The organism is Streptomyces bohaiensis (genome assembly GCF_012033785.1).
GTDB classification, from domain to species: Bacteria; Actinomycetota; Actinomycetes; order Streptomycetales; family Streptomycetaceae; genus Streptomyces; species Streptomyces bohaiensis.
In genome coordinates, this window is record NZ_JAAVJC010000064.1 from 1 (window position 1) to 22,091 (window position 22,091).

Genomic DNA, 22,091 nt, shown 5'->3' on the forward strand with positions numbered 1-22,091 from the left:
GCGTGTCCTCCAGCACCGGCGCGAAGGGGTGGGCGATCTCCGAGGAGATCCGCCCGCCTTCGACCGCTCGCGCATCCAGCGGGAGGCGCACCGTCGGCGGGACGTCCCGAGCGCTCCTGCCGGGAGCGGAGCACCCGGGAGACCTCGCGCCAGGTGACGTCCCAGGCGTAGGTGATCACACGAGAGGCTTCGTACACCTGGCGCAGCAGGGCGTCGGGGTCGAGGAGGCCGAGCGCGTCGGCGACCTGGGGCTGGTCCTCCTGCGCCAGGCGGTCGGTCGCGCGGCCGGTGGTGAGGTGGAGCGCGTCGCGCACGTCGAGCAGGGTTGCCAGCGCCTCCGCCAGTCCGGCGCGCGGCGCATCGGCGATCCAGGAGGCGGCCACGGCACGCAGGGCGGTGACGTCCCGCAGGCCGCCCCGTGCCTCTTTGAGGTCCGGCTCGAGGAGGTAGGGCAGTTCGCCGTAGCGTCGGGTGCGCTCCGCTGCCAGTCGGTGCAGGTCGGGCAGGCGGGCGGGAGCCTCGGAGCGCCAGTCGGCGAGCTGCGCCGTACGCAGCCGTTCGGTGAGCCCCGCGTCGCCGGCGAGGTGCCGTGCGTCCAGCAGTCCGAGACGCACCTTGAGGTCGGCGCGCGCCGTCTCCCGGGTGGTGGGGACGTCCCGCACGGAGTGGTCGAGCGCGATCCCGAGGTCCCAGACGGGGTACCAGAGCCGATCGGCGAGTGCCGCGAGATCTGCGTCGGGCGCCCCGTCGTGGAGAAGGAGCAGGTCGAGGTCGCTGCGGGGGGAGAGTTCGCCCCTGCCGTAGCCGCCGACGGCCACCAGGGCCGTGCTCGCTCCGTCCGCCCCGGGGGCGGCCCCCTGGTGGAGGTCGGCGAGCCAGGTGTCCGTGAGCCGCGCCAGCGCGGCGCGGCGCGGCGCCCCCGCCTGCGCCTCCTGCGTGAGGAGGTGCAGGCGGGACGCCGCGTAGTTCCCGCTGGGCCCCGCTTCGGGCGCCGGGACGTCCGTCGTTCCGGTGGTCTCGAGCGTCATCTGCGGTTCCCGTCTTTCCTGTGCCCACCGCGGGTCGCGGTGAGGAGGGTCAGAGTGCGTCCGGTCCCCGGTCGCCCGTCCGCACGCGCACGGCGGTCTCCACGGGCACGCTCCAGACCTTTCCGTCACCGATCTTTCCGGTACGGGCTGCCTTGACCACGACGTCGATCAGCTGCTCGGAGTCCTCGTCGTCGACAAGGATCTCGATACGGGTCTTCGGCACCAGGTCCACGGTGTACTCGGCGCCGCGGTAGACCTCGGTGTGCCCGCGCTGCCGGCCGTATCCGCTGGCCTCGGTCACGGTCATGCCGTGGACGCCGAACGCCTGGAGGGCGGCCTTCACCTCGTCGATGCGGTGCGGCTTGATGACGGCGGTGATGAGCCTCATGCGTCGACCTTCTTGTCGTCGGCGGGAGCGGGGGCAGCGGCGGGAGCGGTGACCGCTCCGTGACCGGCGCCGCCGCCGGCCTGGCTGAAGTCGTAGCCGGATTCGGCGTGGTAGGCCTGGTCGAGACCGCCGGTCTCGGCCTCCTCGTCGGCGCGGAAGCCCATGGTGTGCTTGAGCAGCAGCGCAAGCAGCAGGGAGACGACGAAGGAGTAGGCGAGGACCGCGGCGGCGGCGCCGGCCTGGAGGGCGAACTGGGCGATGCCCGCGGCGCCGTCGATGGCGAGGAAGCCGACCATGAGGGTGCCGATGATGCCGCCGACGAGGTGGACGCCCACGACGTCGAGGGAGTCGTCGAAGCCGAGCTTGAACTTCAGGCCCACGGCCCAGGCGCAGACGGCGCCGGCCGCGAGGCCGATCGCCATGGCGCCCATGGGGTTGACGTTGGCGCCGGAGGGGGTGATCGCGACGAGGCCGCCGATGGCGCCGGAGGCCGCGCCCAGCGTGGTGTAGGCGCCGTAGCGGATGCGCTCGTAGATCAGCCAGCCGAGGACCGCGGTGCCGGTGGCGACCATGGTGTTCAGGGCCATCAGGGCGGCGGTGCCGTTGGCTGCACCCTCGGAGCCCGCGTTGAACCCGAACCAGCCGAACCACAGGAGGGAGGCGCCGAGCAGCACCATGGGCAGGTTGTGGGGACGCATGGACGAGTCCTTCTTGAACCCGACCCGCTTGCCGATCACGAGGACGACCGCGAGCGCCGCGATGCCGGCGTTGATGTGGACCGCGGTGCCACCGGCGAAGTCGATGACCTCGCGTCCGTCGAGTTCGAGGTTGGCGATCCAGCCGCCGTCGCCCCAGACCCAGTGGGCGACGGGGAAGTACACCAGGGTCACCCAGAGGGTGACGAAGACGGCCCAGGCGCTGAACTTGACGCGTTCGGCCAGCGCGCCCGCGATGAGCGCGGGGGTGAGCACGGCGAACATCAGCTGGAAGACCGCGAAGGTCAGGATGTCCGCGGAGCCCTCGAGCCCGAGAATGTCCTTGAAACCGAGGAAGTCGAAGTTGCCGATGATCCCCCCGCCCTCGCCGTTGAAGCTGTCGCCGAAGGCGATGCTGAAGCCGTAGAGCACCCAGAGCACGCTGGAGATGCCCATGGCGATGAAGACCATCATCAGCATGTTCAGGGCGCTCTTGACGCGGATCATGCCGCCGTAGAAGAGGGCCAGACCGGGAGTCATGAGCATGACCATGGCGGCACAGATCAGGATGAAGCCGATATCTGCTGCTGACAAGGTGAACGTCCCCTCGTGTAACGACCCGTGCGGGAGTAGCGGGGCGGGTCAGGATGCGCACCAGGCTCGCGGAGGGCAGTTTCCGGGGACGGCAGCCGGTGTTTCCGCCCCGTGACGATGCCCCCCGGGGTGTTACACCGTGATGAATCGGACATGAAGCGTGGCTCGGCCGTGACGGTCTCGTGATCCGGCCCCGGCGGGCTCGCCGGCGGGGCCGGGGTGTCGCCCCACCTGACCCGGCACGGAGCCCCTGCAGTCGGGCGGGGAGCTCGAGCCCTGCGGGCCGGGCGTCCCTCCGGCACCGCCGTCCGCTCCACCGGTCGGCCCCGGGCACGGCGGACGGCGGACGGCGGACGGCACCTCAGCCCGCCCGGGGCTCCTCATGGTCGCCCGGCCGCCCGAACCGCAGCCGCTCGGCGAGATCACGCACCGCGGGGACGCCGCCGAAGTCCCGCACCATCGTGGCCGCGGTGGTGTGCAGACGTGTCGTGACACGCTCGGAGCGCAGGTTCTCGGCGACATCCGCGGCATCGTGCGCCCGGGCCGCGCCCTCCTCCGGCTCCCTGTCGAGCAGGTGGACGGTGGCGAGTCCGATCAGATTGAGTGCATACGAACGCTGGTGCCCGGAACCCGGTTCTCCGCACTCCGCCCCGAAGAGCTCCACCGCCCGGCGCATCGGCGGCTTGGCGAGCGCGGTGTACATCCCGCAGCGAGCCGGGTTGTACGCCAGGTCCCGGTACGCGTGGGCGCTCTCGGCGGAGAGCTGGGCCTCGGTGAAGAACGAGGCCCAGTCGGGGTCCCCGTCGTGCGGCGAGACCTCCTCGAAGGTCTCCTCCGCGATGCGCACGGCCCGTCGCACCTTGGCCGGGGCCCCGACGGCGGCGTACGCGCGCGCCTCGAGCGCGTGCAGCAGCGCCTGGACCCGGGGGGTCGCGCTGTCACGACTGCCGTACTGCGCGAGGTGCACCAGCTCCAGAGCGTCCTCACCGCGGCCCAGGTGGATCATCTGCCGTGTCATGCGGGAGAGCACGTAGGCGCCGAGCGGCCTGTCCTCCGCTTCCTTGGCCGCGTGCAGCGCCAGCACGAAGTACTTCTGCGCTGTCGGCTGGAGCCCGATGTCGTAGCTCATCCACCCGGCGAGTTCGGCGAGTTCGGCAGTGACCCGGAACAAGCGGCGGCGGACCGACTCCGGTTGGTACTCCTGCAGCAGGTCGGTGATCTCGTGCAGCTGTCCGACCACGGCCTTTCGCCGCAGCCCACCCCCGCAGGCGGCGTCCCAGAGCCGGAACATGCTGGTGGACGACTCGAGCAGCTCCAGCTCCGGCCTGGAGATACCCGCCCCACCGCGCCGTCCGGCCGACGGCCCCACTGTTCCTGCGGCGAGACCGACCTGCGCGGAAGCGTGCTCGGCACCGGGCTGGGTCGGGACGAGCCACCGCTGCATCGGCTCGATCAGCGCGGGCCCGGCCGACATGCTGAGCGAGGTGCCGAGGAAGCCACGCCGGCCGAGCATCAGGTCGCCGCGGGTGAACTCGTTGATGGACTGCACCGTCTGGGGGCCCGCCCAAGGGAGATCGATACCGGTGGCGGCCGCGGTGTGGGGTGCCGACCGAAGACCGAGGTCCTCCACCGTGACGACGCAGCTGAACCGCTCGGAGAAGAGATCGGACAGAATGCGCGGTATCGGCTCACGGGGCTGCTCGCCGTCGAGCCAGCGCCGCACGCGGGACGTGTCCGTGCTGACGTGGTGCGCCCCGAGGTGGCGAGCGCGACGGTTGACCTGGCGGGCCATCTCCCCCTTGGACCAACCACTGCGCTGGAACCAGGAGGTGAGGCGGTCATTGGGCCGCTTGGCCGCGTCACCGTCGATCTCTCGTCGGCTCACCGTCGGCCCCCGTCTCCTGGCCCGCCGGCACCGGCGGCCCGTGCAATTGCTGTCGCCCTCGACCTGCCGTCCCGCTCGCGCAACGATCCGGGGCCCGCCCGCCCCGGTCCCGGTCGGGCCCGCACGAGGAGCCGACCGACGCCGATCGGCCCGACGCAGCTCCGCATCAGGCCGATCACACCGCACCGGGGCGCGGCTGACACCCCGTCCGTCGACCGTCGGTCCGGCTTGTTGACAACGAGTCTAGATGACGATGTGTCTACGAACACACCGAACGTAATGCTGTGGACACCGCTTGAGGGGCCGATGCCGTGCAATCGCCACCATTCGCCACCCCTCTCGAGCACGTTATCGACAACGCGGCGAGTTGTACTGGGCACAGACTGTTCGACCTGATGCGAACGAAGCAGTGCCGGGAGCGCACGTACCCCGGCGCACGCCGGGCGCATCGTGCGCGCTCCGGCGTAACCATCGACGCACCCACCCGTTGGAGGAGGCATGGGTTTCACCATCGGCAGCATGCGGGACGGCCGCGAGGTACGCCGAGGGCCGCGACACATCCGTCCGGGTGCCCTCACCCCCGAGGTGACGGCTGTCGCGGAGTACACGAGTCTGTGGGGTTGGGACGTGCTCACCGGCACACGCGCCCTCCGCTCGGACGACGGCGGCCTCCGGTGTTCGTGCGGGCAGAGGTGCGGCGCTCCCGGGGAGCACCCCGCACGACGCGGGCCCGTCTTGCCCGCAGGCACCACACTCGCCGAAGTGGCCGAGAGCTGGTCCACGGTGGGCGCGGGCAGCACGGTCCTCCTGGCCACCGGCATCCGCTTCGACGCGGTGGAAGCTCCCACGGTCGCCGCCGAGCACGCCGTCCTGCGCCTCGAACGGCTGGGGCTGCGCCTGGGGCCGGTCGTGCGGCGCCCCGACGGGCGGGCCTGGTTCGTCGTCGCACCCGGCACCGCGCAGCTGCTGCCGTCCCCCGCTGCCGGCCGCGGACAGCTCAGAGGGATCGGCCGGGGCGGGTACGTCCTCGCTCCGCCGTCGCGCGTCGCCGGGGCTGTCCCGGTGCGGTGGCTGCGGGCCCCCGACCCCGAGAACGCGACCGTCTTCCCGGACTCCCGACTGCTGATCGGGACGCTCGCTGCGGCGGTGGCACGGTGCGGTGGCACGCTGCCCCGTCCGCGTGGTGCGTGAGCGCTGCCGGCCGCGGACCGCCGAGCTCCGGGACGCGGTCGGGGGGGGGGGGGGGGCGCCCCGCGGCAGGACCGCGGGGCGCCGAAGATCTGCCGGCGGGCATCGCCGGCGGAGGGTTACTGGTCGATCAGGGCGTCCACGAACGCTTCCGCCTCGAACGGCGCCAGGTCGTCCGGGCCCTCCCCCAGGCCGACCAGCTTGACGGGGACCCCGAGCTCCCGCTGCACGGCGATGACGATGCCGCCCTTCGCGGTGCCGTCGAGCTTGGTCAGCACCACACCCGTGACGTCGACGACCTCGGCGAAGACACGCGCCTGCACCAGGCCGTTCTGCCCGGTGGTCGCGTCGAGCACCAGCAGCACCTCGCCCACCGGCGCCTGCTTCTCCACCACGCGCTTGACCTTGCCGAGCTCGTCCATCAGCCCGGTCTTGGTGTGCAGCCGGCCTGCGGTGTCCACCAGCACGACATCGGCCGTCTCCTGGATGCCCTCCTTCACCGCCTGGAAAGCGACAGACGCCGGATCGCCGCCCTCGGGTCCCCGCACGGTGCGCGCGCCCACGCGGCTGCCCCAGGTCTCGAGCTGATCCGCGGCAGCGGCACGGAACGTGTCGGCTGCGCCCAGCACGACCGACTTGCCGTCCGCCACGAGCACGCGAGCCAGCTTGCCCGTGGTGGTGGTCTTGCCCGTGCCGTTCACACCGACGACCAGCGCGATGGCGGGAAGCTCGTCCCCCGTCGAGGAGACGCCCCCCGCGGTGTTGACCGTTCGGTCGGCGTCCGTGGCGACCAGATGGAGGAGCTCCTCACGGAGCAGGGCGCGCAGCTCCTCCGGCGTACGGGTGCCGAGGACCCGGACGCGCTCCCGCAGCCGCTCGACGAGTTCCTGAGTGGGCGCCACGCCGACGTCGGCGCGCAGGAGGGTGTCCTCGATCTCCTCCCAGGTCTCCTCGTCGAGGTTCTCGCGGGACAGGAGTGTGAGGAGGCCCTTGCCCAGCGAGCTCTGCGAGCGCGCGAGGCGCGCCCGGAGCCGCACCAGTCGCCCCTCGGCGGGGGCCGGCGTCTCCACCACGGGCGACTCGGGCTCGGCGACGGGAGTCGCCGCCGCCTCGGGCGCGGCGGGTGGGGCGGCCGTCGCGTCCGCGGGCGCGGGCGCGTCCTGTTCCTGGGGCTCCGCCGGCGGTGCCGGCGCCCCGCCGGTACGCGTCGCCACGTCCTCGTCCGGTGGGCCGGCCTTCCGCCGTCGGCCGGTGATGACGAGGCCGCTGACCGTGCCGAGCACGACCACGGCGATGACCACGGCGAGGATGAGGATTTCCATCGGTTCCCTAGCGTTCGCCCCGGTGCTGGGGGGAGATGACGATTGCTGACTGGCTCCTCAGTATCACGGACCGCCCCGCCGCCGGACTTCCGGTGGGCGGCACGGCGCGTGGTGACGCCCCCGCACGGGGGGGGCGCTACCACCGGCTGCGAGGCGTCCGGCGCAGGGCCGGGCGCCCTGCCGGCTCCGGCGCCCCCGCGGACGCAGGACGCAGGACGCAGGGCGCAGGACGCAGGACGCAGGACGCAGGACGCACCGGCGATTCTCTGCGTCACACCAGCCGCTGGCTGATGACCTTCGACACCCCGTCGCCCTGCATGGAGACTCCGTAGAGGGCGTCGGCCACCTCCATGGTGCGCTTCTGGTGCGTGATCACGATCAGCTGGGAGCTCTCCCGGAGCTCCGCCATGATGCGGATGAGCCGCTGCAGGTTGGTGTCGTCCAGCGCGGCCTCGACCTCGTCCATCACGTAGAAGGGGCTGGGCCGGGCCTTGAAGATGGACACGAGGAGTGCCACGGCGGTCAGCGACCGCTCCCCACCGGAGAGGAGCGACAGCCGCTTCACCCGCTTCCCGGGCGGCCGTGCCTCGACGTCCACCCCCGTGGTGAGCATGTTGTCGGGATCAGTCAGGACGAGTCGCCCCTCGCCCCCCGGAAACAGTCGGGCGAAGACGCCCTCGAACTCACGGGCGGTGTCGTGGAACGCCGCGGTGAACACCTGCTCGACGCGTTCGTCGACCTCCTTGACGACCTGCAGCAGATCGGCACGCGTCCTCCGGAGGTCCTCCAGTTGCTCGCCGAGGAATTGGTGGCGCTCCTCGAGCGCCGCGAACTCCTCGAGCGCCAGGGGGTTCACCTTGCCCAACTGCTTGTAGGCGCGCTCCGCCGCGCGGAGCCGGTTCTCCTGCTCGGCACGGTCGAACGGCACAGCGACACGCCCGACGGGTTCGTCCGCGCCATCCGGCAGCGGTGGGGGCGGCACGGGCTGGTCGGGGCCGTACTCGGCGACGAGCACAGCGGGGTCGACGCCGAGTTCCTCCAGCGCCCGCTGCTCCAGCTGCTCGATGCGCAACCGTTTCTCGGCCCCCAGGACCTCGCCGCGATGGACGGAGTCGGTGAGCCGGTCGACCTCCTCCTTCAGTTCGCGGCCCACCCGGCGTTCGGCCTCCAGCGCGTCGTCCCGCGCCGCGCGTGCGCGGTCCGCGGCGTCCCGTTCGTCGGCTGCCCGGGCCAGCGAGGCCTCGACGAAGGACAGAAGCTGTCGAGCGCCGGCCGCCACGGCCGCACCGACCGCGGCCTCCCGCCGCAGTTGCCGCCGGCGACGGTCCGCCCGCGCCCGGCTCTCCCTCTCCGCCGAGGCGGCCCGAAGCAGGCCCTCCGCCCGCCCCGTCAGTCCGCGGACGCGCTCCTCGTGGGTGCGGACCTGGAGCCGGGCCTCCATCTCGGCCCGGCGTGCGGCCGCCCCGTCGGCGTCGAGGCGGTCACGGGCCCGCCGGTCGGGCTCGTCGTCGTCACCGACCTCCTCGACCGCCGCGAGCTGTGCGGCGAGTTCGTCGGCCTCCCCGGCGGCGCGCTCCGCGAGCTCCCCGGCTCGGGCCACGGCGCGGTCGGCTCGTTCCGCCTCCTCGGCGAGCGCCCTCGCCTGCCCCGCCAGGCGTCCGAGGTCCTGTGCGAGCTCCGCTCGCCGGCGGTCCGCGGTCCGACGGCCGGCGCCGAGTTCCTCGAGCCGGTCGACGACAGCCGCGCGTCGCTCCTCCGCTTCGGCCAGGTCCGACCGTGCGGTGTCCGCCGCGGCGTCGAGCCGGGCGATGTCCTCGGTGGCCTCGTCGACGGATGCCTGGAGCTCGATGCGACTGGGGTTGCCCGCGGAACCGCCCCGGGCGAGATGGCGCGTGATCACGTCACCTTCCGAGGTCACCGCTGTGGCCCCGGGCGTGCGCTGGATCAGGCGGTGCGCTCCCTCCAGGTCCGGCACCACCACGACGTCGCGCAGCAGCCGGCGCACGGGGTCCAGCAGTCCGGGCGGCCCGGTCACGAGGTCGGCGGCGGCCACGCCGTCGCCGACCGGCCCCCCGGGTGACCGGCTGTCACTGCCGGGCACGAGGCCGGCCTCGCGCGCGGCGGGTCGGGGCGTTCCGGCGGTGGCAGGATCGCCGGCGAGCAGGAGGGCTGCGCGGCCGGCGTCGTTCTTGCGGAGCATGCCGAGCGCCTCCACGGCGGTGGACACCCCGTCCACCACCACCGCGTCGGGCGCCGCGTCCAGGGCGGCGGCCACCGGCACCTCGTAGCCGGGGGCGACGTTCAGGAGCTCGACACTCGCACCGAGGACCCCCGCCGCCAGCTCCGGCGCAGCGAGCACGGCCGCACTGCCGTCCTTGCGACGCAGCCCCAGCGCGAGGGCATCGCGTCGGGCGGTCGCCGCCGCACGCCGGTTCTCGACCTCGGAGCGGGCGTCCCGTGCCGCTGCCAGTCGCTCCTCGGCGGCGGCCAGATCCCCCCGCGCCGCGTCGTGGACCGCCGCGGTCTCCGCCTCCTCGGCCTCGTGGCCCTCCGATGCGGTACGGAGCGCGGCGTGCCTGCAGTCGGCCTCCCCTGCCCGTTCCGCAGCGGCATCCCGCTCCGCCGTCAGTCGCTCGATCTCGGCCCGGGCCGTCGCCTCGCGGTGGGCGGCTGCGTTGGCCCGGCCCTGCAGCCTCGCGAGTTCCTCCCGGCGGTCGGCTCGGGCGCGCTCCGCGTCCCGGAGGCGCCGCTCCTCCACCGCGAGCTCTCCTTCGAGGCCGGCCCGGGCTTCCGTCGCCTGTTCTAGCGCAGCGCCGGCAGCCTCCAGCGCGGCCCGCAGTTCGGCCTCCTGCTCCCGCAGCAGCGCCGCCTCGCGTTCGAGCTGTTCCGGATCCTTGCCCGTAGGTTCCTCCGGTGGGTGGGCCCGCGCGCCGGCCACCCTGGCGTCGGCCAACGACACGGTGCCGCGAACGCGTTCGGCGAGTTGGGAGAGCTCCTGCCAGCTCTCCTGGGCCCGTCGCAGCCGCGGAACGAGCGTGCGCACCTCCTGCTCAAGGGCGGCCTCTCTGCGCGCGGCCTGTCGCAACTGCTCTTCGGCCTCGGCCCTGCGGGCACGCAGCCCCGCCTCGTCGGCGGTGTCGTCCCGAAGGCTGCGACGCTGGGCGACCAGATCGTCGGCGAGCAGCCGCAGCCGGGCGTCCCGGAGCTCCGCCTGGACCACGGCGGCTCGACGGGCGGCCGCGGCCTGCCGCCCCAGCGGCTTGAGACGGCGGCGGAGTTCGTCGGTGAGGTCCTGGACGCGGGCGAGGTTGGCCTGCATCGCGTCCAGTTTCCGCAGCGCCTTCTCCTTGCGCTTGCGGTGCTTGAGGACCCCGGCCGCCTCCTCGATGAAGGCACGCCGGCCCATGGGATCGGCGTGGAGCACGGAGTCGAGCTGTCCCTGACCGACGATGACGTGCATCTCCCGGCCGATACCGGAATCGGAGAGCAGTTCCTGGATGTCGAGCAGCCGGGCGGTCGTCCCGTTGATCCGGTACTCGCTGCCGCCGTTGCGGAACATGGTCCGGGTGATGGTGACTTCGGCGTACTCGATGGGGAGGGCACCGTCGGAATTGTCGATGGTGAGCGAGACCTCGGCGCGGCCGAGAGGCGGCCTGCCGGTGGTCCCGGCGAAGATCACGTCCTCCATCTTTCCGCCGCGCAGGGATTTGACCCCCTGTTCGCCCATCACCCACGAGAGGGCGTCCACGACGTTCGACTTTCCCGACCCGTTGGGACCGACGACGCAGGTGATGCCGGGTTCGAATCGCAGCGTGGTGGCCGAGGCGAAGGACTTGAATCCCCTCAGCGTCAGACTCTTGAGGTGCACGTCATCGGACTTTACCGGGCAGGGTCCCGAGAATTGCCGTTTCGACTCTCTGCGAGTGGGGCACACCCCTCAGTGAGCCCGGCACCCAGTCGGCACCGAACACCCGTTCCAGAACCAGATACTCATTCCGAGCGTGGTGCGGCACCGAAAGAAGGGCAGAAAAGAAGGGACGCCGAAGCGTCCCTTGCACATCCGCAGGCCACGGATCGATCCGTTCACCGGCCCACCGCGGATCAGGTCAGCGCGGGCTCCGCACTGTGCACGTCGATGGATTCGAGCACCGCGTCCGAGTGCCGAGTCACAGCGGCCGCCAGAGCGTCGTTCTCGGCCTGGACCCGAATGAGCTGGGTCTCGAGGTCCTGGACGCGCTGCTGCAGCCGCCGCATTTCGGCGAGTACTCGGGGGTCGGGTCCGCCGACGTAACCGAGAAGCGCCTTTGCCATGATGGATGGTCCTCCACAATGAGTGACCGACCAGAGGTCGTCGTGGGTCGGGAAAATCGCACCACGCGCTGCGGCCTGGTGAGCTACAGCGGGCCACACAGCCAAGGTGCGCAGGAGTTTTCAGAGTCTCACCAAAAGGCATGCCGGTCAACACGATCACGCCGCGCGACCCGTCGTGATCAGCACGAAAGCGGGCGTCGGCGGTCTTCCGCGGCAGCGGGCTCTCGTCCGGGCCCGCGCGGTTCATGCGGTGAGTGGATCTTTCGTCGTGGGGCAGCCTCGCACGTCGGAGCGGCTGCGGCAACCCCTTCTCCCTGCGTCCGGCGCGGTCGGCCCGCTGCACCCTCAGCGGATATCGAACTCCGCGTAACCGCCCCGTGGTGTGGCCCATATCTCGGTGACACCGGTGACCCGCCCGGGTGTGTCGTCGGAACGGAGCCACGCCAACAACTGCTCGCAGTCCCCTCGTGTCCCTTCCGCCACGACCTGCACCCGGCCGTCGTCGAGGTTGAGGGCGAAGCCGCGCACCCCGCCCACGGACAGAGCACGCGCGCGGGTGAACCAACGGAAACCGACACCCTGCACCCGGCCGCGAACCCAGACCGTCAGGCGCGCGGGCGCCAGGGGCGGGCCCCCGGTCTGCGACACAGCACCGAGCACCACCGCACAGTCACGGAACAGCGGCGCGCGCGTGACCTCGGACATCTCTCCTCCCTCTGTTCTCCTGCGCGCCGTACACGTCGTCGGTGCCCACGGCTCGGCACGAGGCTCCGCGCTCCCTCGCCGGCAACGAGGCCGCCGCAGACCCCTGTGACGCACGCTATCCCCGGGATTCGGCCGGGAGGCATCGTCACGGCTGCGGCATGCCGTACAGTCCCACACCATGCATCACCCTTTCGAGTGAGTCGCATCGTGAGGTAGTGGTGAACGCGTTGTCGAGTGACGAAGGACGGTACGTCTGATGGGACGCCACGGTCGTTCCACGCCGGTACGGCGGGCGGTGCACCGCAAGCAGGGGCCGGCTCGCGCCGGTCTGCTCAGCGCCTCGGCAGCTCTCACGATCGGTGCGATGGCCATCGGGACCGGGGTGCTGCCCGCGCCCGGCGGGGCGGACGACCAGCGTGACGTCGCCGCCCACGAGGGCGAGCGGGCCCTGGACACCGCGTCGGCCACTCCCGACCGCGACCGCGACGACACGGCGAGCCGCGGCGCCGAGCGGGACGAGGAGCCCGAGGCGTCCGAGTCCCCTTCGGAGGAACCGGAGGAAGCGGCGGAGGACGAGGAGCAGGAGGCCGACGCCCCCTCTCGGTCCGCCGACCCCGAGCCGGAACCCGAGCCGGTCGAGGAGACGCCGGAGACCGTGGTCGAGTCGGAGCCCGCCCCTCCTGCCCCGTCACCGGACCGCCCCTCCCCCACCTCTCCGCCGAGCAGCGCACCCGGCTCGCCCTCCGCGCCCCCGCAGAGCGAGGACCCCGCCCAGCAGGCAGCGGCCCGCGTGCTGAGCATCGTCAACGAGGAGCGGGCCCGGGCCGGGTGCAGGCCGCTGGCGAACGACGGCGGCCTGGCAGTCCTGGCACAGGATTTCAGCCGCGACATGGCTGAGCGCGAGTTCTTCGACCACACCGACCCGGACGGCCACAGCCCGTGGGACCGCGCGGATCGCGCCGGTGTGTCGAACCTCGGCGGCGAGAACATAGCCCGGGGCCAGCAGAGCGCGGAATCGGTCATGGAGTCCTGGATGAACAGCGAAGGCCACCGCGCGAACATACTGAACTGCGACTTCAGGACGCTCGGCGTGGGCGTCCACATCGGCCCGGGCGGGCCGTGGTGGACACAGAACTTCGGCTACTGAGCCCGACCGTCGAGCCACTGCTCACGGCAGCGCGGCGGATGCCGCCCCGTCCCGCTCGGGCCCCAGCCGGGCAGCCGCCTGGGGCCGGGCGGACGCGCGCGCTCCGCCGCCGCCGGCGTCAGGGCGCGGGCTGGCAGACGGGGCAGAAGTAACTCGACCGGTTGGTCCACGACCGCCGCACGATCGGTGTGCCGCACCGCCGGCACGGCTCCCCCTCACGGCCGTACGCGTCCAGGGACCGCGAGAAGTAGCCGGACTGGCCGTTGACGTTGACATAGAGGCTGTCGAAGCTGGTCCCGCCCGCGTCGAGCGCGGCGTTCATCACGTCGCGTGCCGCGCCGAGCAGCGCCGTCGCCTCGGCCCGCGCCAGGGACTGCGTGGGGCGCTCGAAATGCACCCGGGCGCGCCAGAGCGCCTCGTCGGCGTAGATGTTCCCCACCCCGCTGACGAGACTCTGGTCGAGCAGGGCGCGCTTCACCGTCGTTCCCCGACGCCGCATCTCCGACAACCAGCGTTCCTCGTCGAACAGCGGGTCGAGAGGGTCCCGGGCGATGTGCGCGATCGGCGCCGGAAGGAACTCCGGATCGCCCACCACCGTGGAGTGGAGCGAAAGGCCGCCGAAGGTTCGCTGGTCGACGAACCTGAGCTCCCCCGCGCCCTCGTCGTCGAAGACGACCCTGACACGGAGATGCTTCTCGTCAGGCGTCGCGGCCGGCTGGATCAAGAGCTGACCGCTCATCCCCAGGTGCGCCAGCAGCGCCGTCGTGGGCTGGTCGCCATCCGCAGGATGCGAGGGCCCGTCCTGCCCGTGGAGCAGGGGTACCCAGAGGTACTTGCCGCGCCGCCGGGGCGGAAGCGTCCGGCAGCCCCGGAGGCGCGCGGCGAAGTTCTCGGCGCCGGCCTCGTGCCGCCGCACCGCCCGCGGGTGGTACACCTGCGCGCGAGCGACGGTCCGGCCGGTCGTCCACCGCTCCAGACCGCGGCGGACGACCTCGACCTCGGGGAGTTCAGGCACCCGTGGTGCCGCCCGTGACGGGCTGGGAACCGGCGCTCCGGGCGTCCGCCGACTCCCGGATGGCGCGCCAGGCGGTCTCGGCGGCCTGCTGCTCCGCTTCCTTCTTGCTGCGGCCGGTGCCGGTGCCGTGCGTGACACCACCGACGCGAGCAGCAGCCGTGAAGGTCTTCTCGTGGTCCGGGCCGGCCTCCGCGATGACGTACTCCGGCACACCCAGTCCCTCGGCGGCACTCAGCTCCTGGAGACTGGTCTTCCAGTCCAGACCGGCGCCCAGCCCTGCGGACCGCTCGATGAGCGGGTCGAAGAGCCGATGGACCAGCGCGTCCGCGGCTTCGAGACCCTTGTCGAGGTAGACCGCACCGATCACGGCTTCCAGGGTGTCGGCGAGGATCGAGGCCTTGTTCCTGCCCCCGGTCCCCTCCTCCCCCCGGCCGAGCCGCACGAACGCGCCCAGGTCGAGGCCGCGGGCGACCTCGGCGAGGGCACGGGAGTTGACCACCGCGGCACGCAGCTTGGCCAGCTGCCCCTCGGGCAGGTCCGGATGGGTGCGGTACAGCGTGTCCGTGACCACCAGCCCGAGTACCGAGTCCCCGAGGAACTCGAGTCGCTCGTTGGTCGGCAGGCCACCGTTCTCGTACGCGTAGCTCCGATGCGTCAGCGCGCGCGCCAGAAGGGCGGTCTCAAGCCGGTGGCCGAGCCGCCCTTCCAGAATGGCGTGGGACGAGGAACTGTCCGCCGACGTCTCGTTCAGCGACGTACTGGCGTCCGACATGAACCCTGTCACCCGCCGATCAGACCTCGAGAACCTGACGGCGGTTGTACGTGCCGCAGTTGCCGCACGCGGTGTGCTGCAGCTTCGGCTCCTGGCAGCGGTCACACGTCGCCAGGTTCGGAGCCACAGCCTTCCACTGGGACCGACGGTGACGCGTGTTGCTGCGCGACATCTTCCGCTTCGGAACAGCCACGGCTACTTCTCCTGTGGTTCGTCCCCGCCGGAGCGAGGAGACTTCGCTTGCTCTGCGGCCGGCTCATCGGTGCCCTCGGCACCGGCGAACTCCTGCAGCGCCGCCCAACGGATGTCGACGGCTTCTTCGTGCTGATGATCGGGGTCGTCCGCGAGCCGCGCACCGCACTCGGTGCACAACCCGGGGCAGTCCTCCCGACACACCGGCTGCAGCGGCAGTGAGAGCACCACCGCGTCACGCAGTACCGGTTCGAGGTCGAACAGGTCGCCCTCGAGGCGGAACCCCTCCTCCTCGGCGTCGTCGCCGGTCTCCGCGGGGCGGATCCGGTCGTCGGCGTCGGGGTAGGAGTACAGCTCCTGGAATTCCGCTTCGCACTGCTGGCTCAGCGGCTCCAGACACCTTACGCACTCGCCCGTCAGTGGCGCACGCGCGGTACCCGTGACGAGCACGCCGTCCATCACCGACTCGAGACGCAGGTCGATGTCGATCCGGGCGTCCGCAGGGACACCGATGACCTCGGTCGCGAGATCGCCGGGCGAATCCACCGTGCGGGACAGCCGCTTCAGCGCACCCGGCCTCCGCCCCAGCTCCCGCGTGTCGAACACGAGGGGGGCACGGTGGTCGAGAGGGGCTTTCAGGACGTCCTGCTTTCTACGCGGGCGGCGTGGGCCACACCGTGGGACGATCCGCAAGGATTCGTCCGGGCAGCCCTGACCGTGAGATGTCCACGGCCGAAGAGCAAGGGTACTTCACCACGCGCTTCCCGCCCAATCGGGCCCGTCGCCGCCGTGCGCGCGTGCGCACCAGCGGCGCACGGTGCCCTGCGAGCGCCCCACGCGACGGCGGACGGCGTACGAGCCCTGGCCGGATCGCACGCCGCCGGGTGCCGCGGTGGGGCGCGCGACGCTCAGCGGCCCTGTTCGTACCGTCGCAGCTGCTCGGAGTCGATCATGGCGGTGTCGAAGAGGCTGGTCTCCTCCAGCGTTCCGCCCTGCTGGTAGCCGGACGAGTGCTGCTGTCCGTACCCGTAGCCGGAGGTGTCGGCGTAGTCACCGTTCGGTGCTCCGTGGCCGGGCGCACCGCCGTAGGCCGGCTCGACCTGCCCGCCGTACGGGCCGTCCTGGCCGGCGCCGGCCGTGGTGACGTAGTCGTAGTCGCCCCCGGACGCGCCCGGCTGCTCGCCGTACCCCTGGTAGTCGCCGGCGTAGTCGTAGGAGGGCCGGTCACCCGGGTGCGAGTAGTAGGTGTCGGGCTGTTCCTGTCCGTAGTTGGCCGCCGCCTGGTCGGCACGCTCGTCGGTGGGGCCGCCGAGGGAGCCCAACTCGTCGGTGGGGCGGTGGCCCGTCAGCTTCTGGCGGCCCCGGCCCACGGCTTCCAGCGTCTTGCGGAGCACCGCCTCGATGGCGCCGAACTGCGCCTCCACGTAAGCGTCCGCCTGCGCCACCAACTCGGCAGGATCGCCGTCCCGGCCCAGCAGCTTGACCCTGCCCCTCTCCACCGAGCCGATCGTCTTGCCGAGCACGACCTCGAAGTTGGCGAGCTTGCTGTCCACGTAGTCGTCGGCTTCCTCGCGGACGGCGGCCGCTTCCCGCTTCGCCTCGTCCAGGATCCGGGCGGCCTCGGCCTGCGCCCGCTGGACCACCTGGGTGTTGTCCACCAGCGTGCCCCGTTCGCTGCGGGCGGCATCCAGGATGCTCTGGGCCTCCTGCCGTGCCTCCGCCACCATCTGTTCGCGACCGCCGAGGAGCTGCTGGGCCTCGGCGAGCGAGCCGGGCAGCGCCCCGCGCACCTCGTCGAGGCGGCCGAGCAGGTCACTGCGGTTGATCACGCAGGACGCCGACATCGGCATCGACTTGGCGTTCTCGACCGTGGTGACGATCTCATCGAGTTTCTGGTGTACGTCCACGGCAGTGACTGTACGGCCCCTCCGCGGCGAAGCGCAGCCGAGCCGTGCTGCCGGCGCCGACCGGCGCGCGGCACCGCCTCAGTCGCGGGCGAGCTTCCCGCGCAACTCGCGCAGCACCGGGGCAGGGACCAGGTGCGCCACGTCGCCGCCCCATGCGGCGACCTCCTTGACCAGGGAGGAGGAGAGGAAGCTGTACGTGGGGTTGGTCGGGATGAAGAGCGTCTCGACCCCGGAGAGGCCGTTGTTCATCTGGGCCATCTGGAGCTCGTAGTCGAAGTCGCTGACGGCCCGCAGCCCCTTGACGATGGCGGGAATGTCACGTTGTTTGCAGAAGTCGACCAGGAGGCCGTGGAACGACTCCACCACCACGTTCCCGAACTCCGCCGTCACCTCCTCGATCAGCGCGAGGCGCTCCTCCAGGGAGAAGAGGCCCTTCTTGGAGTTGTTGATCATCACCACGACGTGCACGGTGTCGTAGAGCTTGGATGCTCTGCCGATGATGTCGAGGTGTCCACAGGTGATCGGGTCGAAGGACCCGGGGCAGACTGCGCGGCGCAACGGTCTCTCCTCGTTCCGACGGTCGGTCATGACCGGTCCGTGTCGTCGACGGCGGCGTGACCGTACCAGAGCGTGCCCTCGCCGTAGCGGCGGGAGCGCAGCGGCGCGTACCCGGCGGGCCACGGGAACGGCCCCCCGCGCGTACCCCGTTCCACGGTGACGAGTGCGTCGCCGGTCAGCCAGCCGCCCGTGCGGAGTGTGACGAGGATCTCCGAGAGCTCCGCGTCGCCCACCGCGTAGGGCGGGTCGAGAAATACCAGGTCGAAGGGGTGCTCCGGAGGCGGGGCGGCGACCACCTGCCGCGCCCGCCCCGTGCGCAGCTCCGCTCCTCGCAGCCCCAGGGCGCTGATGTTCTCCTTGATCACCCGCGAGGCGCGTGCGTCGGCCTCGACGAGCAGGACGCGCGATGCTCCGCGGGAGAGAGCTTCCAGCCCCACGGCCCCCGATCCGGCGTAGAGGTCCAGGACGCGTGCGCCTTCCAGGTCTCCGTGGAGCGCGTGCCAGGTGGAGAAAAGGCCCTCACGAGCGCGGTCCGAGGTCGGCCTGGTGCCGCCGCCGGGGGGGACGGCGAGTCTGCGACCGCCTGCCGAGCCGCCGATGACACGGGTCATGGAGTCCTCACTGTGCTGGGTTCGGCGCGGAACCACCGCGTCGGGTCGCTGGGGGCCGGCACCACGCTATACGCCGGGCGAGGCGCGGGCTGCCGACGGTCCGTGCCGTGCCGGGACGGCGTCCGTGCGTCGCGGCCGCACGGAGCGGGTCCGGCGCCCGTCGGGGGCCCGTCGCCCGGGGCGCCGGCACCAGGGACTCGGCCGCCGAACCCGCCGTGCCGCAACGTTCCCGGCTCAGCCCTTGTCCAGGTAGCTCTCGCGTTCGGCATCGAGCAGCGCGTCGAGCGCGATCCGGAGGTCGGGTTCGCCGTCGAGCTCGGGATCACGCGCGATGAGCTCCGTCGCCGCGGTGCGTGCCTCGGCGATGAGCTCCTCGTCCTCCACCACGGTCAGAACCCGGAGGGAGCTGCGCCCCCCGGACTGGGCCTGACCGAGGACGTCGCCCTCCCTCCGCTGCTCGAGGTCGATACGGGAGAGCTCGAAGCCGTCGAGAGTCCGGGCGACGGCGTCGAGGCGGGCGCGGGCCGCGGAGGCCTCGTGCGCCTCGCTGACGAGCAGGCAGAGTCCCGGCGCGCTGCCACGGCCGACCCGACCGCGCAGCTGGTGCAGCTGCGAGACACCGAACCGGTCGGCGTCCATGATCACCATCGCGGTGGCGTTGGGGACGTTGACACCTACCTCGATCACCGTGGTCGCCACGAGCACGTCGACGTCGCCGGAGGCGAAACGGCGCATGACGTCGTCCTTGTCGTCGGGCGCCATGCGGCCGTGGAGCACCGCCACGCGGAGCCCGGCGAGCGGCCCCTCGGCCAGGTGCGCTGCCACGTCGAGGACGGCGAGCGGTGGACGACGGTCGTCACCCGAGCCCGCCGGCGCCCCGTCGTCCGCGGAGTCTGCCGGTTCTCCGTCCGACCGCGCGGCCGCTCGGGCCTGTCCCCCGGCCGGCTCGTCCCCGATGCGGGGGCAGACGACGTACGCCTGGTGGCCCGCGTTCACCTCCTCGCGGACCCGCGCCCAGGCCCGTTCGAGGAAGTGCGGCTTGTCCGCGGCGGGAACCACATGGCTGGCGATCGGCGAGCGCCCGGCAGGCAGCTCGTCCAGGACCGACGTCTCCAGGTCCCCGAAGACCGTCATGGCGACGGTTCGGGGAATCGGCGTGGCCGTCATCACCAGCAGGTGCGGGGGGCGCTCGGCCTTGGAGCGGAGCGCGTCGCGCTGCTCCACGCCGAACCGGTGCTGCTCGTCGACGACCACGAGACCGAGGTCCTGGAACCGCACCGCGTCCTCGATGAGGGCATGCGTACCGATGACCAGGCCGGCCTCACCGCTGACGAGTTCGAGCAGCGCGCGCCGACGCGCGGGCGCGCCCATCGACCCGGTGAGCAACGCGACCTTGGTGCCGTTGTCCGCCCCGCCGATCAGGCCGCCCTCGGCGAGGTCGCCCATCATCGAGGTGATCGAGCGGTGGTGCTGCTGGGCGAGGACCTCCGTCGGCGCGAGCAGCGCGGCCTGGCCGCCGGCATCCACCACGGCGAGCATGGCACGGAGCGCGACGAGGGTCTTCCCGGAACCGACCTCGCCCTGCAGCAGCCGGTGCATGGGGTGGTCCGTGGCCAGCTCGGCGAAGATCTCCTCACTGACGCGACGCTGTCCCGCGGTCAGGGTGAACGGCAGACGGTCGTCGAAGTCGTGCAGCAGGCCGTCCTGTCGGGGCTCGCGGGGCGTCGCACGCTGCTGGGTGGTGGAACGCCGCCTCCGCGCGAGTGCGACCTGCAGAACGAACGCCTCGTCCCACTTGAGCCGCTCTCGCGCGGCGTCGAGCTGCTGGTGGGTGCGGGGCCGGTGCACCCCGAGCAGCGCCTCGGGAAGGGGGAGCAGATCCTGCCGACGGCGCAGCTCCTCCGGCAGCGGGTCCCCGACGCCCTTCCAGTCAGCGGCGTCCAGCACGTCGAGCACGGTGTCGACGGCTTTGGCGATCTTCCACGACTCGATCTGCTTGCAGGCCGGGTAGAGCGGCAGGAGGCGGTCGGCGAACGCCTGCGCGGCCCGGCGATCCTCGTCCTCCTCGCCCTCTCCCAGCAGCTGGTACGCGGGGTGCGACAGTTGCATCTTGCGGTTGAAGACGGAGACCTTGCCGGCGAACATGCCGCGGCGGCCGGGGAGCAGTTCCCGCCGGTGGTGGTGCGCGGCACTGCCGAAGAAGACCAGCTGGAGCTTGCCGCTGCCGTCGGTGACGGTGACCTCCAGCCGGCGGCCCCGGCCGTGGTTGAAGGTGTGGACCCGGGCGTCCGCGATCTCGGCGACCACGGTGACGTGTTCGTCCAGCGGGAGTTCGGCCAGCCGGGTCAGCTCGCCGCGTTCGGCGTAGCGGCGGGGGAAGTGGTACAGGAGGTCCCCGACGGTACGCAGGTCCAGGTGGTCGGCGAGCACCTTCGCGGTGGAGCCGCCCACCGCGTCGGAGAGCGGGCTGTGGGTGGAGTACGGGGCGGTCACGGTGCCATTGCACACCATGGCGGTGACATCCGGTCGGCTCCGGCCCCCACCGGGGCGGCGGCGGCTCCGTGGGGCCCCGTGGGGCGCGTGGAGACGGGAGGCGCGGCGTGGCGCATGGAGCGGTGTGGGGCATGGAGCGGTGTGGGGCGCACCGGGCCGGGCCCCTCACTCCACCCCGATCAGGAGCGGGGATGCCTGGTGGCCGTGGTAGACAACCGTGTCCACCGCGAGGCTGGCGCGGCGGACGCGCTGCTCGATCCGGTCGGCGAGTCCGGACGGCGCGTCCGCTCCGGGGACCAGGGTGACCAGTTCTCCCCCGGCGGCCAGCATGCGCTCCACCACCGTCAGGGCGACCTCCGGGAGATCGCGGCCGATGACGGCCACGTCGCTGTCGATCAGCCCCAGGACGTCACCGGCCTGGCAGATCCCGGCGGTGGTCCACGCCTGGCCCGTGGCGACGGAGAGTTCGCCGAACCGTGTCGCGCCGGCCGCCGACGTCATGGCGACGACGTCCTCGTCGAAGCTGCGGCCCGGGGTGTGGACGGCGAGCGCCGCGAGTCCCTGCACGGGGCTGCGCGTGGGCAGCACCGCCACGCGGACGCCTTCGGCGCGGGCCTGGGCAGCTGCCGCCGCGGCGGCATGGCGCAGCCTGTCGTCGTTGGGGAGGAGGACGACCTCCTGCGCGTGGGCGCGGAGGATCGCAGCGGCGAGCTCGCCGCTGCCGGGGAGCTCGTGACCGTGGACAATCAGTGTCTGCGCTCCTGCTGCGTGGCACAGAGCGGCAAGCCCCGGCCCCGGCACGACGCCCAGGATCGCCCGGGGAGCGCGCGGGGCGGAGCCCGGGGTGCGGCCGCCGAGGTGGGTGATGCGAATGCGGTGGGGGCGGCCCGCGTCCACGCCGGCCTCGACCGCGGCGCCGGGATCGTCGGTGTGGACGTGGACGTTCCACAGGCCGTCGCCTCCCACCACCACGAGCGAGTCACCGAGCTTCTCCAACCGGGGGCGGAGGCGGTCCAGCGCTGCCTGCTCGGCCTCGAGCAGATAGATGACCTCGTGGCTGGGCCCCGGCAGGGGACCGGGGCCGCGGACCGGCCCCGCCGGGGCGGCACCGTCGCCGGCACGGGCCGCCGGTGGGTCGTCGCGGTCGGTGCCCGCGGCGGTGGGGCCGGGGCCGGAGGGGTGCGGCCACCCCGCCTCATGCGGAGACGGGACGTGGCAGCGGGCCTCCGGACCCTGCGCCCCGTCGCGGCGGGGTGCGTCCGGGCCGGGGTGGGGGGGGG

The 22,091-nt window shown here is 72.5% G+C and carries 19 protein-coding genes; 2 read left to right on the plus strand and 17 right to left on the minus strand.

What is annotated here, in order from left to right; translation table 11 throughout:
• From HCN52_RS10045 to HCN52_RS10060, 4 genes are all read right to left on the minus strand, one after another.
• The coding region (locus HCN52_RS10045) for a [protein-PII] uridylyltransferase family protein (protein WP_376767111.1) at positions 1-1,028 on the minus strand (1,028 nt) is incomplete at its 3' end.
• 49 nt (positions 1,029-1,077) lie between these two features.
• Entirely contained in the window at positions 1,078-1,416 is a 339-nt protein-coding gene (locus HCN52_RS10050; protein WP_168088058.1) for a P-II family nitrogen regulator, read from the minus strand.
• On the minus strand, positions 1,413-2,705 hold the full coding sequence (locus HCN52_RS10055) for an ammonium transporter (protein WP_168088059.1): 1,293 nt from the start codon (positions 2,703-2,705) through the stop codon (positions 1,413-1,415). Before HCN52_RS10055 ends, HCN52_RS10050 begins: the two co-directional genes overlap by 4 nt.
• Positions 2,706-3,066: 361 nt before the next feature.
• On the minus strand, positions 3,067-4,590 hold the full coding sequence (locus HCN52_RS10060; protein ID WP_168088060.1) for an NsdA family TPR-like regulatory protein: 1,524 nt from the start codon (positions 4,588-4,590) through the stop codon (positions 3,067-3,069).
• Between the two features lie 519 nt (positions 4,591-5,109).
• Here HCN52_RS10060 and HCN52_RS10065 point away from each other — a divergent pair.
• Complete coding sequence (locus tag HCN52_RS10065; RefSeq protein WP_312876631.1) at positions 5,110-5,781, plus strand: bifunctional DNA primase/polymerase; 672 nt, start codon at positions 5,110-5,112, stop codon at positions 5,779-5,781.
• A 116-nt stretch (positions 5,782-5,897) separates the two neighbouring features.
• On the opposite strand, the gene ftsY is transcribed toward HCN52_RS10065, so the two are convergent.
• The 4 genes from ftsY to HCN52_RS10085 form a co-directional block, all read right to left on the minus strand.
• Positions 5,898-7,100, minus strand: a complete 1,203-nt coding sequence (gene ftsY, locus HCN52_RS10070; protein WP_168088062.1) for a signal recognition particle-docking protein FtsY — start codon at positions 7,098-7,100, stop codon at positions 5,898-5,900.
• 271 nt (positions 7,101-7,371) lie between these two features.
• Positions 7,372-10,968, minus strand: a complete 3,597-nt coding sequence (gene smc / locus HCN52_RS10075; protein WP_168088063.1) for a chromosome segregation protein SMC — start codon at positions 10,966-10,968, stop codon at positions 7,372-7,374.
• Positions 10,969-11,201: 233 nt separating this feature from the next.
• The gene (locus HCN52_RS10080) at positions 11,202-11,411 is read right to left on the minus strand and encodes a hypothetical protein (protein ID WP_168088064.1); all 210 of its coding nucleotides are present in this window, start codon (positions 11,409-11,411) and stop codon (positions 11,202-11,204) included.
• A gap of 345 nt (positions 11,412-11,756) precedes the next feature.
• The gene (locus HCN52_RS10085) at positions 11,757-12,035 is read right to left on the minus strand and encodes an acylphosphatase (RefSeq protein ID WP_245175018.1); all 279 of its coding nucleotides are present in this window, start codon (positions 12,033-12,035) and stop codon (positions 11,757-11,759) included.
• 445 nt (positions 12,036-12,480) lie between these two features.
• On the opposite strand from HCN52_RS10085, the gene HCN52_RS10090 reads away from it, so the two are divergent.
• Positions 12,481-13,263: a CAP domain-containing protein gene (locus HCN52_RS10090; RefSeq protein WP_168088066.1), complete on the plus strand. Its 783-nt coding sequence runs from the start codon at positions 12,481-12,483 to the stop codon at positions 13,261-13,263.
• Positions 13,264-13,381: 118 nt separating this feature from the next.
• On the opposite strand, the gene mutM is transcribed toward HCN52_RS10090, so the two are convergent.
• From mutM to HCN52_RS10135, 9 genes are all read right to left on the minus strand, one after another.
• A complete protein-coding gene (gene mutM, locus HCN52_RS10095) occupies positions 13,382-14,278 on the minus strand; it encodes a bifunctional DNA-formamidopyrimidine glycosylase/DNA-(apurinic or apyrimidinic site) lyase (protein WP_168088067.1) in 897 nt (298 codons plus the stop codon).
• On the minus strand, positions 14,271-15,050 hold the full coding sequence (gene rnc / locus HCN52_RS10100; protein WP_168088073.1) for a ribonuclease III: 780 nt from the start codon (positions 15,048-15,050) through the stop codon (positions 14,271-14,273). The genes mutM and rnc overlap by 8 nt, the downstream gene beginning before the upstream one ends.
• A 19-nt stretch (positions 15,051-15,069) precedes the next feature.
• Positions 15,070-15,243: a 50S ribosomal protein L32 gene (gene rpmF, locus HCN52_RS10105; protein WP_167931650.1), complete on the minus strand. Its 174-nt coding sequence runs from the start codon at positions 15,241-15,243 to the stop codon at positions 15,070-15,072.
• A gap of 2 nt (positions 15,244-15,245) precedes the next feature.
• The gene (locus HCN52_RS10110; RefSeq protein WP_168088068.1) at positions 15,246-15,848 is read right to left on the minus strand and encodes a YceD family protein; all 603 of its coding nucleotides are present in this window, start codon (positions 15,846-15,848) and stop codon (positions 15,246-15,248) included.
• Between the two features lie 302 nt (positions 15,849-16,150).
• Positions 16,151-17,149 (minus strand): cell division initiation protein, encoded by a 999-nt coding sequence (locus HCN52_RS10115; protein ID WP_168088069.1) that lies wholly within the window; start codon positions 17,147-17,149, stop codon positions 16,151-16,153.
• A gap of 78 nt (positions 17,150-17,227) precedes the next feature.
• Entirely contained in the window at positions 17,228-17,707 is a 480-nt protein-coding gene (gene coaD / locus HCN52_RS10120) for a pantetheine-phosphate adenylyltransferase (protein ID WP_209314376.1), read from the minus strand.
• Between the two features lie 26 nt (positions 17,708-17,733).
• Positions 17,734-18,318 (minus strand): 16S rRNA (guanine(966)-N(2))-methyltransferase RsmD, encoded by a 585-nt coding sequence (gene rsmD, locus HCN52_RS10125; RefSeq protein WP_168088071.1) that lies wholly within the window; start codon positions 18,316-18,318, stop codon positions 17,734-17,736.
• A gap of 234 nt (positions 18,319-18,552) precedes the next feature.
• The gene (gene recG / locus HCN52_RS10130) at positions 18,553-20,829 is read right to left on the minus strand and encodes an ATP-dependent DNA helicase RecG (RefSeq protein ID WP_168088072.1); all 2,277 of its coding nucleotides are present in this window, start codon (positions 20,827-20,829) and stop codon (positions 18,553-18,555) included.
• A gap of 147 nt (positions 20,830-20,976) precedes the next feature.
• Positions 20,977-22,091 (minus strand): fatty acid kinase subunit FakA-related protein (locus HCN52_RS10135; RefSeq protein WP_512700783.1); only part of this gene is annotated, 1,115 nt, incomplete at its 5' end.

Excerpts from the sequence above, each read along its gene's own strand:
- HCN52_RS10090 (WP_168088066.1), top strand. The coding sequence starts at position 12,481 with ATGGCCATCGGGACCGGGGTGCTGCCCGCGCCCGGCGGGGCGGACGAC.
- HCN52_RS10080 (WP_168088064.1), bottom strand. The coding sequence starts at position 11,411 with ATGGCAAAGGCGCTTCTCGGTTACGTCGGCGGACCCGACCCCCGAGTA.
- HCN52_RS10065 (WP_312876631.1), top strand. The coding sequence starts at position 5,110 with ATGCGGGACGGCCGCGAGGTACGCCGAGGGCCGCGACACATCCGTCCG.
- rnc (WP_168088073.1), bottom strand. The coding sequence starts at position 15,050 with ATGTCGGACGCCAGTACGTCGCTGAACGAGACGTCGGCGGACAGTTCC.
- ftsY (WP_168088062.1), bottom strand. The coding sequence starts at position 7,100 with ATGGAAATCCTCATCCTCGCCGTGGTCATCGCCGTGGTCGTGCTCGGC.
- rsmD (WP_168088071.1), bottom strand. The coding sequence starts at position 18,318 with ATGACCCGTGTCATCGGCGGCTCGGCAGGCGGTCGCAGACTCGCCGTC.
- recG (WP_168088072.1), bottom strand. The coding sequence starts at position 20,829 with ATGGTGTGCAATGGCACCGTGACCGCCCCGTACTCCACCCACAGCCCG.
- HCN52_RS10050 (WP_168088058.1), bottom strand. The coding sequence starts at position 1,416 with ATGAGGCTCATCACCGCCGTCATCAAGCCGCACCGCATCGACGAGGTG.